The sequence below is a fragment of the Methylocystis sp. sgz306128 genome (assembly GCF_056032725.1).
Map to the genome: position 1 here is coordinate 384950 of NZ_JBVYWO010000001.1, position 14225 is coordinate 399174.

Annotated in this window: 14 protein-coding genes; 5 read left to right on the forward strand and 9 right to left on the reverse strand. The window is 59.0% G+C overall.

Going from position 1 to position 14225, the window contains the following annotated elements; translation table 11 throughout:
• Positions 1–14: 14 nt before the first annotated feature.
• The 4 genes from AC0N03_RS01830 to AC0N03_RS01845 all read right to left on the reverse strand — a co-directional run bounded on the left by AC0N03_RS01830 (position 15) and on the right by AC0N03_RS01845 (position 5188).
• On the reverse strand, positions 15–365 hold the full coding sequence (locus tag AC0N03_RS01830; RefSeq protein ID WP_474286707.1) for an AtpZ/AtpI family protein: 351 nt from the start codon (positions 363–365) through the stop codon (positions 15–17).
• Positions 366–382: 17 nt separating this feature from the next.
• Entirely contained in the window at positions 383–3826 is a 3444-nt protein-coding gene (locus AC0N03_RS01835) for a chromosome segregation SMC family protein (RefSeq protein WP_474286708.1), read from the reverse strand.
• A 48-nt stretch (positions 3827–3874) separates the two neighbouring features.
• On the reverse strand, positions 3875–4555 hold the full coding sequence (locus AC0N03_RS01840; RefSeq protein WP_474286709.1) for a DsbA family protein: 681 nt from the start codon (positions 4553–4555) through the stop codon (positions 3875–3877).
• Between the two features lie 114 nt (positions 4556–4669).
• On the reverse strand, positions 4670–5188 hold the full coding sequence (locus AC0N03_RS01845; RefSeq protein ID WP_474286710.1) for a DUF721 domain-containing protein: 519 nt from the start codon (positions 5186–5188) through the stop codon (positions 4670–4672).
• Between the two features lie 43 nt (positions 5189–5231).
• On the opposite strand from AC0N03_RS01845, the gene mutY reads away from it, so the two are divergent.
• Entirely contained in the window at positions 5232–6299 is a 1068-nt protein-coding gene (mutY, locus tag AC0N03_RS01850; RefSeq protein ID WP_474286711.1) for an A/G-specific adenine glycosylase, read from the forward strand.
• A complete protein-coding gene (locus AC0N03_RS01855) occupies positions 6289–6528 on the forward strand; it encodes an Imm74 family immunity protein (RefSeq protein ID WP_474286712.1) in 240 nt (79 codons plus the stop codon). The genes mutY and AC0N03_RS01855 overlap by 11 nt, the downstream gene beginning before the upstream one ends.
• Positions 6529–6541: 13 nt before the next feature.
• On the opposite strand, the gene AC0N03_RS01860 is transcribed toward AC0N03_RS01855, so the two are convergent.
• The 4 genes from AC0N03_RS01860 to AC0N03_RS01875 form a co-directional block, all read right to left on the reverse strand.
• On the reverse strand, positions 6542–7702 hold the full coding sequence (locus tag AC0N03_RS01860; RefSeq protein ID WP_474286713.1) for a DNA methyltransferase: 1161 nt from the start codon (positions 7700–7702) through the stop codon (positions 6542–6544).
• A gap of 115 nt (positions 7703–7817) precedes the next feature.
• On the reverse strand, positions 7818–8447 hold the full coding sequence (locus AC0N03_RS01865; protein WP_474286714.1) for a ribonuclease HII: 630 nt from the start codon (positions 8445–8447) through the stop codon (positions 7818–7820).
• Positions 8448–8463: 16 nt separating this feature from the next.
• On the reverse strand, positions 8464–8859 hold the full coding sequence (locus AC0N03_RS01870; protein WP_474286715.1) for a VOC family protein: 396 nt from the start codon (positions 8857–8859) through the stop codon (positions 8464–8466).
• 23 nt (positions 8860–8882) lie between these two features.
• Positions 8883–9989 (reverse strand): PA0069 family radical SAM protein, encoded by a 1107-nt coding sequence (locus AC0N03_RS01875; protein WP_474286717.1) that lies wholly within the window; start codon positions 9987–9989, stop codon positions 8883–8885.
• 129 nt (positions 9990–10118) lie between these two features.
• Between AC0N03_RS01875 and AC0N03_RS01880 the strand changes: the two genes are divergently transcribed.
• The 3 genes from AC0N03_RS01880 to AC0N03_RS01890 all read left to right on the forward strand — a co-directional run bounded on the left by AC0N03_RS01880 (position 10119) and on the right by AC0N03_RS01890 (position 13334).
• The gene (locus AC0N03_RS01880) at positions 10119–10589 is read left to right on the forward strand and encodes a hypothetical protein (protein ID WP_474286718.1); all 471 of its coding nucleotides are present in this window, start codon (positions 10119–10121) and stop codon (positions 10587–10589) included.
• Positions 10590–10856: 267 nt separating this feature from the next.
• Positions 10857–11939 (forward strand): hypothetical protein, encoded by a 1083-nt coding sequence (locus tag AC0N03_RS01885; RefSeq protein WP_474286719.1) that lies wholly within the window; start codon positions 10857–10859, stop codon positions 11937–11939.
• A 318-nt stretch (positions 11940–12257) separates the two neighbouring features.
• Positions 12258–13334, forward strand: coding sequence for a hypothetical protein (locus AC0N03_RS01890; protein WP_474286720.1), 1077 nt, complete (start codon positions 12258–12260; stop codon positions 13332–13334).
• A gap of 9 nt (positions 13335–13343) precedes the next feature.
• Here the strand turns inward: AC0N03_RS01890 and AC0N03_RS01895 are convergent, their stop codons facing one another.
• Positions 13344–14201, reverse strand: a complete 858-nt coding sequence (locus tag AC0N03_RS01895; protein ID WP_474286722.1) for a uracil-DNA glycosylase — start codon at positions 14199–14201, stop codon at positions 13344–13346.
• Positions 14202–14225: the final 24 nt, after the last annotated feature.

A 14225-nucleotide genomic window follows, 5' to 3' on the forward strand; every position in this document is an offset into this window, starting at 1 on the left:
TTGCGCGGCTTTTTTCAATGGGCGTTTTTGTCATTCGTTGGATTTATAGGGCCTGACGTCGGTTTTGCCGCAATCCGATAGACATTCCAGAAGCCGGCAATGGTTCCAAGCCCGAGAAAGATGATCAGGAGCCAGGGCGAAGTGCCAAACCACTTGTCAAATTGCCAGCCCAGCAGCGCGCCTACGGCGACGCCGGAAACGAATTCGGCCATCACCCGCATGCCCAGACTCATGGCCTGCCCGAGATTGTCGGCCTTGGGGCCGGAATCAACCATTTCTGCAGCTTTGTCCGCAGCCTTGTGCGTTTCCAGACCTGATTTCAGGCTGGCAAGCCGGGATTCCAAAGTGTCATCATCATTTTGCATTTTGCATCATCGCATGTTCAAACCGGTTCCACCAGAGATTCCGCCGTCTCCAGATCGACGGACACGAGTTCGCTGACGCCGCGCTCGGCCATGGTGACGCCAAAAAGACGGTTCATCCGCGCCATGGTGATCGGATTATGGGTGATGGTGAGAAACCGAGTCGTGGTCCGCCGGCTCATTTCTTCCAGCAGATCGCAGAAGCGCTCGACATTGGCGTCGTCGAGCGGCGCGTCCACTTCGTCCAAAACGCAGATGGGCGATGGATTGGTGAGGAAAATCGCGAAAATCAACGACATGGCCGTCAGAGCCTGTTCTCCGCCCGAGAGCAGCGTCATGGTCTGCGGCTTTTTGCCCGGCGGGCGGGCCAGAATTTCCAGCCCGGCTTCCAGCGGATCATCTGATTCGACCAGTTGAAGTTCCGCCGCCCCACCGCCGAACAAGGTGGTGAACAGGATTTTGAAATGCCCGTTCACCTGCTCGAACGCAGCCAGAAGGCGCTGGCGTCCCTCACGGTTCAGGGTCTGGATTGCGAGGCGCAGGCGCTGAATGGCCTCGATCAGGTCGTCATGCTCGCGCTGGAGGCTCTCACGGCGCGCCGAGACTTCGGCAAGCTCAATGTCGGCGCGCAGGTTGACGGCGCCAAGCTTCTCGCGCGCCTGCCGCAACTGACTCAGTTGCCGCTCCGCCGCGCGACTGTCGGGCGCTTCGTCTTCCTTGAGGCCGGACAAGTCCTTCAATTCATCGGGTGCGCTCTGCAGGCTCTCGCCGATATGCGCCACGATTTCGGCAAGGCGAAGCTCCGCGGCCTCTAGGCGCGTCTCATAACGGGCAATTTCCTCTTTAATATCGGCAACCTGGCTCTGTGCGAGACGCGCCATGCGGTCGGCCTCGGCGAGGTTGAATTCGCCGCGGGCGCGCGCGTCATTGGCATTGCGAAGCGCCTGATCTGCGGCTTTCATCTCCTCGGCCAGCCTCAGCCGGTTCTGTTCCAGTTGCTGCGGAGCGGTAAGCATAGCGCTGTGTTCGGCTTTTGCGGCAATGAGACGGATGTCAAATTCGCGGGCCTGATCCGCAGCGCCCTGCCGGCGCTCCGTCCATGAGGCAAGATCGCGCTCGGTATCCCGCAGGCGGCGGATATGCGCCTGACGGTCCTGAACCAGCCGGGCCAACGCGCCGCGTGCGCCGGCCAGACGCTCGCGCGCTGCGCCTGCACTCTGCCGGGCCGTGTCCAGCTTGTGCTCAAGGCCGTCCGGCGCGCTCAGACGAGTGAGGTCGGCGTCAAGTTGCGCCAGCCGGGCTCTGGCTTCGGCCAGATCCGTGTCGATGCGGGCTCTTGTTCCGGCAAGGGCGGCGCGGCGCGCCTCCACCTGCGACTGGCGGCGCTCGAACGCGGCCAGTTCGGCGCGCGCGTTCTCGCTCTGGCGGACAGAGTCGCGCATCTGGCCACGCAGAACCTGCTGCTGCTGGTTCAGCGCGCGAATTTGCTCCTGCACATTCTGCGCAAACTGCTGCATGGCGTCAGCCTCGGTGCGGGCCGTCGCCGCCGACTGGGTGAGATCGCCGAGCCGGTTTTTCTCGACGAGCCGCAGTGCCGCTGGCGTCGGCGCATTGGCGGCGGCGGTGAACCCGTCCCATCGCCACAGATCCCCCTCGCGGGAGACCAGCCTCTGGCCTTGCGCCAGCCGGTTGCGCAAGGCAGGGCCAAGCGCGCGCGGCACGAGGCCGATCTGGCCGAGCCGTTGCAGTAAGGGCCGCGGCGCGCGGATGAATTGCGCAAGCGGCGTCGCGCCTTCGGGCAGGGGCGGAGTGTCTTTGAGTTCGTTGAGCGACCAGTGCCGCGCCGCCTTGTCCTGCAGGGAGGCTTCGATGTCATCGCCGAGCGCAGCGCCAAGCGCTACCTCGTAGCCCTTTTCGGCGGCGATTTCGTCGATGATGCGCGGCCCATGCTGCTGAACCGGCGCGGCGAGCATTTTGGTCAGGGTGCGGCACTCGGTTTCCAGTTGCTGGGCCTTCTGTTCGCTTGCCCGCAGCCTACCGCGCAATTCGAGGTCCTGCCGGTTCTGCTCGGCAAGGGTCTGCTCATTCGCGGCAATCTCCAAATCAAGTTTCTGCTGCTGCGCCGTGGCCGAGTCCAGCCTTGCAGCCAGATGTCGGGCCTCCTCGTCGGCAGGCGGCGGCAAGGCGGCTTCTTCGGCAAGGACGCGCTCAAATTCGGATGTCAATCTGGCGAGGCGCTGGGCTTCGTCGGCGCTGGCTTTGCGTGCGAGGCCAAGTTCAGCCTGGCGTTGCGCCCATTCGCCCTGCGCCTGCGCAAGACCTTGCTCGGCTGCAGCGCTGCGCGCTTCCTCGTCGCGCACGGCAGCGGCAAGCGCTTCCTCGGCGCCTTGATCGAGACTGATCTGCGCAAGTTCCTGCTTTTGCGCGGCAAGCTGTGCGAGCATCCTATCGGCATCGGCGACGAGCACCTGCTCGCGCGCCTGATCCTTCTCGATCTGCACCATCTGGCGGGCCAGTTCCTCGGTCCGCAGCCGGGCCTGCTTTTCCTGCTGGTCAAGTTCCTGCCGTGCGAGCGCCAGCCGCTGCAGCGCCGCGCCGCAGCGCGCCTCGGCCTCGCGCAGGTTGGGCAGCAGCGCCGCAGCCTCAGCCTGTTCTCGCGCCGCACGCGCTTCCTGAACGATTTTATCTTCGAGCGCCAGCCGGGATTTGCCGAGCTGGCTCCGGATCTGGTTCACCGCGCTTTCGGCATCGGCATGCGCAAGCAGCAGAAGCAGCGCCTCCAGCCGCCGTATCTCGGCGGAAATGGCGCGATATTCGCCGGCCTGCCGGGCCTGTTCATCCAGAGAAAGGCTTTGCTGCCTGAGCTGGTGCAGAATATCTTCCAGCCTGTGCAGGTTTTCCTCTGCGCCCCTGAGGCGCATTTCAGCCTCGTGACGGCGCGAATAGAGCCCGGAAACGCCGGCCGCCTCCTCGAGAATACGCCGGCGGGCCTGCGGTTTGGCGGCGATGATTTCGCCGATCTGCCCCTGCCGCACCATCGCGGGCGAGCGCGCTCCGGACGAAGCATCGGCGAAGAGCAACTGCACGTCCCGCGCGCGCACTTCGCGTCCGTTGACCCGGTAAATCGACCCTCCGTCACGCTGAATGCGCCGCGTGACCTCCAGAACCTCCGCCTGATTGAAGGCTGCCGGAGCGGAGCGCGCGCTGTTGTCGATGGTGAGGGTAACTTCGGCTATGTTGCGGGCCGGACGCGTGGTGTTGCCCGAAAAAATCACGTCATCCATGCCGGATGCGCGCATATTCTTGTAGGAATTTTCCCCCATCACCCAGCGCAGGGCTTCGACCAGATTGGATTTGCCGCAACCATTCGGCCCGACAATACCGGTCAGCCCCGGCTCGATGAGAAATTCGGCATGATCGACGAAGCTTTTGAAGCCGTGCAGTTTCAGCCGCGAAAAGATCATGAGCCCGCGCTCCCCTGCGGGCTGAAGGCGGGGCCTGTGCCGCCGCGCTCAGGGCGTGGCGAGCAACGGCCCCAAAATCTTGTCAAATTCCTCAAGCGACATTTCCCCTGCATGACGCTCGCCATTGATAAAGAAAGTCGGCGTCGCATTCACGCCAAATTTTGCCGAAGCGCGATCCCGCACCTTGTTGACGTTGTTGTAAAGATCCTGATTCTTCAGGCAGGCTTCGAAGCTTTCTTGCGTGAAGCCGGCCTGCTTGGTCAGATTGAGCAGGGCTTCAACCGGCTTGTTGACGAAGGCCCAGTCATTCTGCTTGTCAAACATGAGATCGACCAAAGCCTCGCGCTTCTCGTCTGTGCCTGTGCAGCGCGCCAGCATGAACCCGGCTGTCGCCAGCGGATCGAGCGGATATTCGCGCAGGACGAACTTGATCTTCTTGGTGTCGATATATTTCGCCTTGAAGGCCGGATAGACCTCGGCATGGAAGCGCGCGCAATGAGTGCATGTCATGGACGCATATTCAATGACGGTCACTTTTGAGTCTGCTGCGCCTTGCACGACATCGCTCAGGGCATCGCCCGCCATGAGTTCGGCCACATCAACTTTAGCGGGTGCTTCTGCGGATTGCGCCTGTGCTGCCGAAGTTCCGGCGAGGGCGGCGGCGATTCCGACAAGGAAAGTGCGGCGCAGAACGGGTTTGGCGGTGAACGGCAGCAGATTGGAGAGCATGAAACAGCCTTGATTACTATTGTTGCGACTCATGATTGGCGCGCTGGTTCCTAGCATGAAATATTCCTTCAGGCGCGGCAAGCGGCTCATCGCCAGCGATAATGATGATAAAGGTCATTTTTGTGACAAAACCTGAGCGCCCAGCCGGATGAGCGCGGCGCGAAGGCCGGGGTCCTCGATGCCGCTGGTGCTTTCCTGCGCCCGCATCAGGCTTGCGGCGCCGGGGCGGGGCGGTCTTTTGGGCGCTTCCGGCTTCCGCAAGGGCGCCTGCCGCAGGCTGATGCGGCCCACGCAGCGCCATCCTAGAAAGTTGTTCACTTTTTGGAGCAGAACCGGCGTCAGGTGCTGGATTTCCAGAGCGGCATGGCTCTCCACCTGCAGCACTAGGGAGGCCAGTTCCGGCGGCGCATCGTTTTTCCGGCGGTCTGATCTGGGCCATTTGAGCTGCAGCGGGCTGGAGACTGCAGCCAGCTTCTGTCCGACTATGTCGGGCCAGTGCAGCACGAGATCGCCGTGGGCAAACCCGAATTTGCTGAACGCATCGCCCACCGCCGGCGCGACGAAATCGCCGAGCGGCAGAGGAGCGCGCTGTTTTTGTCCGGAATATTTCGACAAGATTGTGGGTTTCGCCATGTTGCGGTTGCGTGGTCAGGCCTGATCATGACATAGCTTGGCCATGGCCCGCAATCTTGCATCGCAATCTGCGACCGCGCAGCGAATTCTGGACTGGTATGACCGCCACCAAAGACGCTTTCCCTGGCGGGCCGCCCCCGGCGAGCGCAATTCCCCCTACCGCGTATGGCTCTCCGAGATCATGCTCCAGCAGACGACGACCGCCGCCGTAGTGCCTTATTTCGAGAAATTCTGCCGTCTCTGGCCCGATGTGAAGGCGCTGGCCGATGCAGAGCCTGCCGAAATCATGTCGGCATGGGCAGGCCTCGGCTATTATTCCCGTGCCCGCAATCTTCATGCCTGCGCCCGGGCGGTGGCTGAACGGCAGGGCCTTTTTCCAGATAATGAAACGGACCTGCGCGCATTGCCCGGCATCGGGCCTTATACCGCGGCCGCCATTGCCGCCATTGCCTTCGACCGCCGGGCCGTGGTGGTGGATGGCAATGTCGAGCGCGTGGTGTCGCGGCTCTTCGCCATTGAAGAGCCTGTTCCTGCGGCAAAGGCCGAAATCCGGGCCATGACGGATCACATCACGCCTGATCACCGATGCGGAGATTTTGCTCAGGCGATGATGGATATAGGCGCAACCATCTGCCAGCCGAAACGGGCCGATTGTTTGATCTGTCCGCTGCAGCCGGAATGCCGCGCCGCAGCCACAGGGCGGGCGGAGGAATATCCGCGCCGGAAGGAAAAGACCCGTCGGCCGGAGCGGCGCGGGGCAGTGTTTCATCTTGCGCGGGACGATGGGGCGGTGCTCGTGCGCTCGCGTCCTGAAAAGGGGCTGCTGGGCGGCATGAGCGAACTGCCCGGCACAGACTGGAGCGCGGATTTCGATGCCGGATCAGCCCTGACTCTTGCTCCGGCCAGCGCCCGGTGGCGTCGGCTGCCGGGGGCGGTACGCCATGTTTTCACGCATTTTGCGCTCGAACTTACTGTATTTCACGCGCAAACTGCGCAGGCGGCTTCCGCGCCGGGCGGCTTTCGCTGGGTGTTGTCCGGTGATATGGAGAAGGAGGCTTGGCCAAGCCTGATGCGCAAAGTGCTGAAGAAGGTTTCCTCGCATGAACATTGAACTTTTAGAGGACCATTTCCTCATTTTTGTCGCCGGAAAACGCGTCAGCGTACCGGTTGCGGTGCAGCCGGATGGCGCAGACGGGCCGGATCTTGTGGTCTATCTTGACGAGATCGACCATTGGGAGGGGCCTGAAGGCGGGGAAATCAGCCTTGAGGAACTCGCCAGGCTTGCGGAATGGATCGAATCTTACTGCGACAAACAGGGTCTCGATGTCGAATTTGAATAAATTCCACCGAGACTTATTCGGCTGCGAGCTTAAGCGAAGCGCGGATAGTGTCGCGGTATTCGTCAATCATGACGAATCCTTGAGCGGTTTCGATGTGCCAGAATGTCCAGCCGTTGCAGGCCGGCAAGCCCTGCGCCAGCGCTCCGATCTTGTGAATTGAGCCGACAATATTCTGATACATCAGCGTGCCGTCGGCGCGCACAATGGCGGAAAAGCGGCCACGCGCATCGGTGAGTCTGGTACCCGGCAGGATCAGGCCCGCTTCGACCACTGAGGCAAAGGCGACGCGCGGTTCGCTGCGCTTGGCTGGTGCCTCGGATACGGCCTCTTTGGGCAAAGGCTGGATGGCATCGATCCGCGTCCGCGCTGCTGCCGCATAAGTTTCGTCGCGCTCCAATCCGATGAACCGACGGCCAAGTCGCCGCGCCACAGCGCCGGTCGTGCCTGTTCCGAAGAACGGGTCCAGCACCACATCGCCGGGATGGGTCGTGCTCATAATGACACGGGTGAGCAGGGCCTCAGGCTTCTGGGTCGGGTGTGTTTTGCGGCCATCCTTGTCCTTGAGGCGCTCAGCCCCCGTGCAGATGGGGAAATACCAGTCCGACCGCACCTGACAATCTTCGTTTCCGGCTTTCAGAGCCTCATAATTGAACGTATAATTCCGGGCCGAGGCCGATTTTGAAGCCCAGATCAGCGTTTCATGCGCATTTGTGAAGCGCCGCCCGCGGAAATTGGGCATGGGATTGGCCTTGCGCCAGACGATATCGTTGAGCAGCCAGAAACCGAGATCCTGCATCAGCGCGCCAACGCGGAAAATATTGTGATAGGAGCCGATGACGAAAATTGTCGCGTCATCCTTCATCACGCGGCGCGCGGCGGTGAGCCAGTCGCGGCAGAAGGAATCATAGGCGGCGAAATCCTGAAATTTATCCCAGTCGTCATCCACCGCATCCACCAGACTGTTGTCCGGGCGGTGCAACTGACCTTCCAATTGCAGATTGTAGGGTGGATCGGCAAATATCAGGTCGACCGATTTCGCCGGAAGGCTGTTCAGGGACGCAACGCAGTCACCAAGAAGGATTTTATCGATGGGAAGGGGTTCGGGCAAAACCTCGGTACGCGTGACCTTTATCCGAGGTTTTGGTCCGACATTCCCAGCATATGGCTTACTCATGACACACACCGGTTACGCAACTGACCGGGTGATCATGCGGCTGTTAAGGTAAAGACGAGGTTTATGGCTTCATTCGAATGCTGTCCCTTTTCCGAACGACTTTCGTAACAAACCCTTAAATTCTGGGCTGTTTTGCCGTGGAAAGGCCGGAACTGGGTGCAAAGCTCAGCCTGTGATAGCGGCTCGGACCATTTTTTTTCAGGGCGGTAAGGTGAAACGCGGTGCCGTAGCCGACATGGCGGGCAAAACCGTAAACGGATTCGCGCTCAAGCCCCTGCATCAGGCGGTCGCGGCAGACTTTGGCAATGATCGAGGCCGCCGCGATCGACAAGCTCCTGCTGTCCCCCCTGACAATGGCGCTGGCGGGCGCCGGCAGGTTCTGCGGCACATCGCGCCCGTCGATGAGGATATAATCCGGAGCAACGGCAAGACTCGAGCAGGCCTGTCGCATGGCATTCAATGTCGCCATGCGGATATTGACGCTGTCGATGACCTGCGCTGGCGCGTGCACGAGCGAAATGGCCATGGCTCTGGCGCAGATCGTGTCAAACAGAGCCGCGCGCTGCCGGGCTGAAAGTTTCTTTGAATCATCCAGCCCTTCGGGCAGCCATGCCGGATCAAGAACGACTGCAGCAACGGTGACAGGCCCGGCAAGCGCCCCGCGCCCGACCTCGTCGACACCGGCTATAAAACTATGGCCGGCGTCCATGACTGACCGTTCAAGCGAATAATCGGGTGCAGGCAAAGTGCTTCCAGAGAGGTTATGATCCCACGCGGCAGGCGACCTTGAAAATATGCCCATCTGGTTCGATAAAGCAACCGGTCGTCATTCCCGACGCATGCCGCTCCGCCGGTTTCAGTATGGTCGCGCCGGCGGTACGGGCGCGCTCGAGCAGGTTTGCGACGTCCTCGGCGGCCGCGACGCTCAATGTAAAAATTGCGGTTGGATTGTGGCCGCGCATAATCTGCCATCCGGCTTCCGCCGCGAGATTGTCATGCCGCACAAGCTCCAGAGTGCACGGTCCCAGACTGAAAGTCCGCTTCTCTTCCGGACTGTCCGACCCCAGCGCGTTGCAGCCGAGTCGCGAGAAAAAATCTCCCGCAGATTCAATATCCGCCACGCCGAGGGCGACGGCGGAAAAATGTGGCCCGGCCATATGCGCCTCCCTGATCATTAGAGTCAAAATAGACTGAACTGCTTGCCCAGAGCTTGAGGCGGCACGAAGAGATCGGTGCGCAACTGGCTTCGTACTCTCTCGAGACCCAGCGCTTTGCAGGCCCGCTCGAAACGGCGCCCCAGCATCCAGGCATAGGGCCCGGTGCCGGTCATGCGTCGGCCAAACTCCGCATTATAATCCTTGCCCTCATGCGTGGACTGGATGAGCGCCATGACATGGCGCAATTTATCGGGATAATGTTCGAGCAGCCATTGCCGGAACAGATCCCGCACCTCGCCGGGCAGCCGCAGCAGGACATATCCCGCGTCAATGGCACCGAAAGCCTTCGCCCGCGTCAGTATGGTTTCTATTTCGCTGTCGTTGATGCCGGGGATGATCGGCGCGACAAGAACAGAAACAGGTATGCCTGCCGCAGCGAGGCGTTCAACCGTTTCAAGGCGTCTGGCCGGCGTCGGCGCGCGCGGCTCCAGCTTGCGGGCCAGTGCGGCGTCCAGCGTCGTTACCGAAATGGCGACCCGGACGAGATTTTGCTCGGCCATCGGCTTGAGCAGGTCTATGTCACGCTGGATCAGAGCCGATTTGGTGACAATTCCTACGGGATGCCGGGTTCTCGCCAGAACTTCCAGAATGCTACGCATGATGCGGCGCTGGCGTTCCAGCGGCTGATATGCGTCCGTATTCGTGCCGATGGCGATGAGTTTGGGCTGATATCCGGGGCGGGAAAATTCTCGCTCCAGCACCTCAGCCGCTCCCTCCTTGGCGAAGAGCTTTGTTTCGAAATCGAGGCCGGGCGACAAGCCCATATAGGCGTGGCTGGGCCGGGCAAAACAATAGACACAGCCGTGTTCGCAGCCGCGGTAGGGGTTAACTGAACGCTCAAAGCCAAGATCGGGGGACTCGTTGCGCGTGATCATGCTGCGCGGACGCTCGCTCATCACTTCCGTTTTGAATATGGGCAGCGTCTCCAGGCTCGCCCAGCCATCGTCGGCCGCCTCCCGCCGGATGGATTCAAACCTGCCATCCGGGTTGGAGACCGCGCCCCTGCCGCGCCGACGTTCGGCCTGAATGATGTCTGCAGTGTTGAATTGCGTGGCAAAGGCGATGGACATGATCTTCTGAACCTGAACAAAATAGGAACAAAGAACAAATAGAAAACAAAATTTCCTCCGTCAATAGGTTTTTTGGATGGTGATCTTGCGGCTTTCCGGCTTCCCATTTAGTCAGGATGCGGAGGCCGCATGTTTTCAGTGCTGATTTGGGCAAACTCGGACGAATCTACCGGACAGATTGCACGCTCGCTTGCCAGTCTGGTGCCGTTCGCCGTCGAGGGGCAGGTTCGTGACGTCGCCATTATTACGGCGCGCATCGGGGACGAACTGGAGCGGCTCGCCGACGAGGCTGGGTGCTCGCTTTTTCGTCCGCATCAGTCGGGCGAGGCAGCGGCGGTCATGAAATCGGAGTTATTGCTGGTCGTGACGGCGGGATATGCCGCCAGCGAGCAGCTTTTTGCTGAGCTGCACCGCGCTGTAAGCGCGCAAGGCATGGATCGGCCTGTCCTGATCCAGCGCCGCAGCGGATGGCTGCGGGATCGTCTGAAGCCCGATATTGTCGGCTTTGCCGCGCTTCGTTCTGCGCTTGCGGCCATGCGGCAGCCGGACCCGGCCACAATCAGGCGCGGAATCGGCAGAGACAGAATTATCTGTATCTGAAGTGAAGGGCCGATTGCGCAATTACTTGTGCGAGGCGAAACGATCGACCGTATATGCTCCGATTTTTCAAATCAAAGTCCAAATTTTGTCAAAATTATTCATGTCAGAGATCGATCTGATTTTAACTTGTATTTATATTTCAAATTGAAAATATATAATTTCGTTAAACATGAATAATAAGCTTAACATTCGGTTTATATTGTAAATTATTTAAAAATATAAAATATGGATCTGGAAAATGTTGGAAAATATTGAAAGGAATTCGTTATGCCTGAATATAAAAAGTCCAAAAAAGAGCGCCCAGATATTGATAAACACGATCCGAAACCCCTGGATCCTGTCGTTGTAGTTTTACCTATTACAGGAACAGGGCAAGATTACACTTTTTCATCTGGCATTTCCAATGTTGTCCTCACGGATGGTTGGCTTAATAGGGTCACGCAACTGAACAAGGGCCGGACGCTCTTTCTCGAGACTTCCGGTAAGACTTGCGGCGAATTTGGCGGATCTTACGTTAGATCTGTTTCTGGAACGGACGGCACTATCGTTTTTGGCAATTATGGCACATTCGCTGCGCTCGCCAACAACTCCAGCGAATATATTATAAATTTTCGGGTCACAGACACGCTGGTGGTCGGAGATTCGGCGAAGGCGATTATTTCGACGCCCGTGTCGGGCTTATCTGGGGGATTGGGCGGTGTTGTTAACCTAATTGGCTCGAAACAATCCGTGGAACTGAAGGATAACGGCGTACTCGGCCTTGTAACGGGATTGAATTCCGGGGCTGTGCTCAAACTCGATGCCAAAAGTTATGTTCAGAGTCCGTATCAGGATGTCTGCTATAACGCATATCAGAAGGGCGGCGTCAGCGGTACCGGCGGCACAATCCAGATGACAGTCGGCAATTATGCTTTCATCGATAGTGGAAGCGATCTGTCGATTGACGGCATGGAAAAGACCAGCACGGTTGATCTCGAAGCAGCAACCGTTAGCAAGGCCGTAACTTCAGTTCATCTGAAGCATGCATCCGGCGGCACGCTGCGGTTGCAGGACAATGTCTTCGTTCAGGATAACGATGATATTGCTTCGCTCAGTTCCGGAGCCGACTTCACCATCAAAGTTAAAGACGGCTCGACAGTCTATATAGACGGTGCGCATTGGGCCTATGATCCGGCCGGTACGGCGGTGAAATATGGCTTGGGCGCCAACGATACGATCTACATTCATGACACCAGCCTTGGGGCGAAGTGTTTCCAGACCGTTGTTACCGATGCCTCGGGCAAGGCCACCACGAGCTATTCGAACGTTGCCACCTCAGTTTGGCCCGGGCTGACCCCTGTTGCTTATTAGGTGAGCAACTCACGCAGGATTGTCTCAAGCTTTTCCACGCCATGCGGGCCATGTCCCGCATGGCGTTATTATTTAAGCAATCATCATGGCGCGCCGGCCAGAGGATTTGTCCGATCTGCCGGAATTACGCTCATATGGCGGAGCCGCATGAAGACAGGAACAGTCGTTAAATCAAGGCAGTAACAGGCGAGAAATCACAATATAGAATTTAAATTCTACGTATAAATTCGTTTTAATCATGTTTAATAAGGTTAAAACTATGTAAAAATTGAAATTACACAAATATTATTTCATAAGACTGCTGAATGGAGGTTGGTTATGCCTGATAATGCAGTCAGTGAAGGTGCGTCTGTATCGGATCATGGGGCCGCGGCAGCGTCAGCCGCTGGTCCGGCGGGTGGCGGCGGCGGTCTCACATTGACCTCCAGCACATCCATGACGGGAGCCGGTCAGGCTGTCGGACTTACCGGCGACTCCACGATTCTGAGTCTGAAATCGGGCTGGCTGGGCCGTGTCGAAGGGCTGGATGCCGGACGCACGCTTGTTCTGAACAGCTCCGATTGCGGCTGCACCACGGGCGGTGCCTATGTTTATTCCGTGCGGGGCAAAGACGGGCTGGTCAATTTTGCCGGACCACACACATTTGCCGAGCTGGCCCCCGATGCGCGCGAGAATATCGTCAATTTTCAGACGACAGATACTTTGCAAGTCGACGACCGCGCCTCCGCTGTCATTTCGACACCCAAACCATTGCAGACAGGCGGTAAAGGTGGGGTCGTGCGCCTTGTCGGCAGCGGCCAGTCGATAAAGCTCAAAGACAACGGTGTGCTCGATATGGTCAGTCATCTCGACAGCGGCGCGGTGCTCATGCTGGGCGAGAACAGTTTTATCGGCCAATCCTACAATGCTGATTGCGGGCAGTTTCAGAATGCCGGGGTTTCTGGTTCGGGCGGATTAATTCAGTTCGGCGGCAATAATTTTGTCTATATTATCGAGGACAGTCTGGTCAGCCTGAGCGGGCTGGGCGCTCAGGATACGGTTAAAATGGCGCCCGGCCGCCAGCCGGCCTCGCCAACATCGGCTCATATCACTGGCGGAAATGCGGGCCATTTTTATCTTGAGAACAATAATTTTCTCGCCGACGACACGCCTTACACCCCGGACAAGAAATTTTCTGTTTCGGTTGCCGATAATGCAACGGTCTATCTCATGGGTTCGCACTGGGCGGTGGATGCGCCGAAACTGGCGGTCTCCTATCATTTCGGCGCCAATGACACTGTTCATATTTTTGACAGCAGTCTCGGCGCTTCGGTTTACGAAACTATCCGCACGGATGCGCATGGCGGCGTGCTGTCGAATGTGCGCTCGTCGACGCCGTGGGGTCTGGCAAGATAGGCGTACGGTTCAATCGACAAATTTCTGGCGGAACAGTTTCAGCCCGTCCCAGACTTTGCGTTTTCGCGGCGTCGAACGCATGATTTCTGTCAGCTCCGGCAACAGCAGAACGGGCGGGCGGCCCGGCAAAAGTGCAAGTTCCGTCAGGCCTTTTGCGTTTTTGTTAATGTCCAGCGCTTCGCCGGCCCAGCCAAGACAGATCAGGCCGCGCGGCTGCACAAGTTCGATCTGACGCAGGGCGAACGGCAGGCAGGTCTCGATGTGGTGCCTTGCCGGCATCATATGTCCCGGCGGAAACCATGGCACGATATGAGTGCGATAGGTTTCTTCAGGCGTTATGCCGATGGCGCGGAGCATATTGTCGAGCAATTGTCCGCGCGGGCCGGAAAAGGGCAGGGCGGTTTTGTCGTCCTCACGATCCGGCGTTTCGCCGATGATCATCAGTCTGGCCGATTCGGCGCCATGGCCAAAAACAAGGTTCTGCGCGGACTGACGCAGCGAACAGCCCTCAAATGCCGCAAGCGCCTCGCGCAATTCGTTCAGGCTTTCAGCGCGCGCGGCCAGCAAGCGGGCGCTTTCCAGTGCTTGTGCGGGGCTCGCCGGCGGCTCGGCCTCAATCGGCCGGACGCGTGGCGGGGGCTCGGCGCGCAGGGGCGCACGGGGCGGCGCCGGACGTATTTCGGCGGGTGCGCTGATCTGGACGGCCTCTTTCGCTGCAAATTCGGCAAAATGGTCGCGCGGGGTTTCGCCAATGGCCTCGTCAATGCCCATGGCTTCATACCATTCCAGCAGGTGCCGTGCCGCAAGCGCGGTCTCATAGGCGCCTGAAGGCCCGCCTTCATCAAAAGTTTGCTCGCGTTCATCCATAAAGGTTTAATACCATGTCTTGTT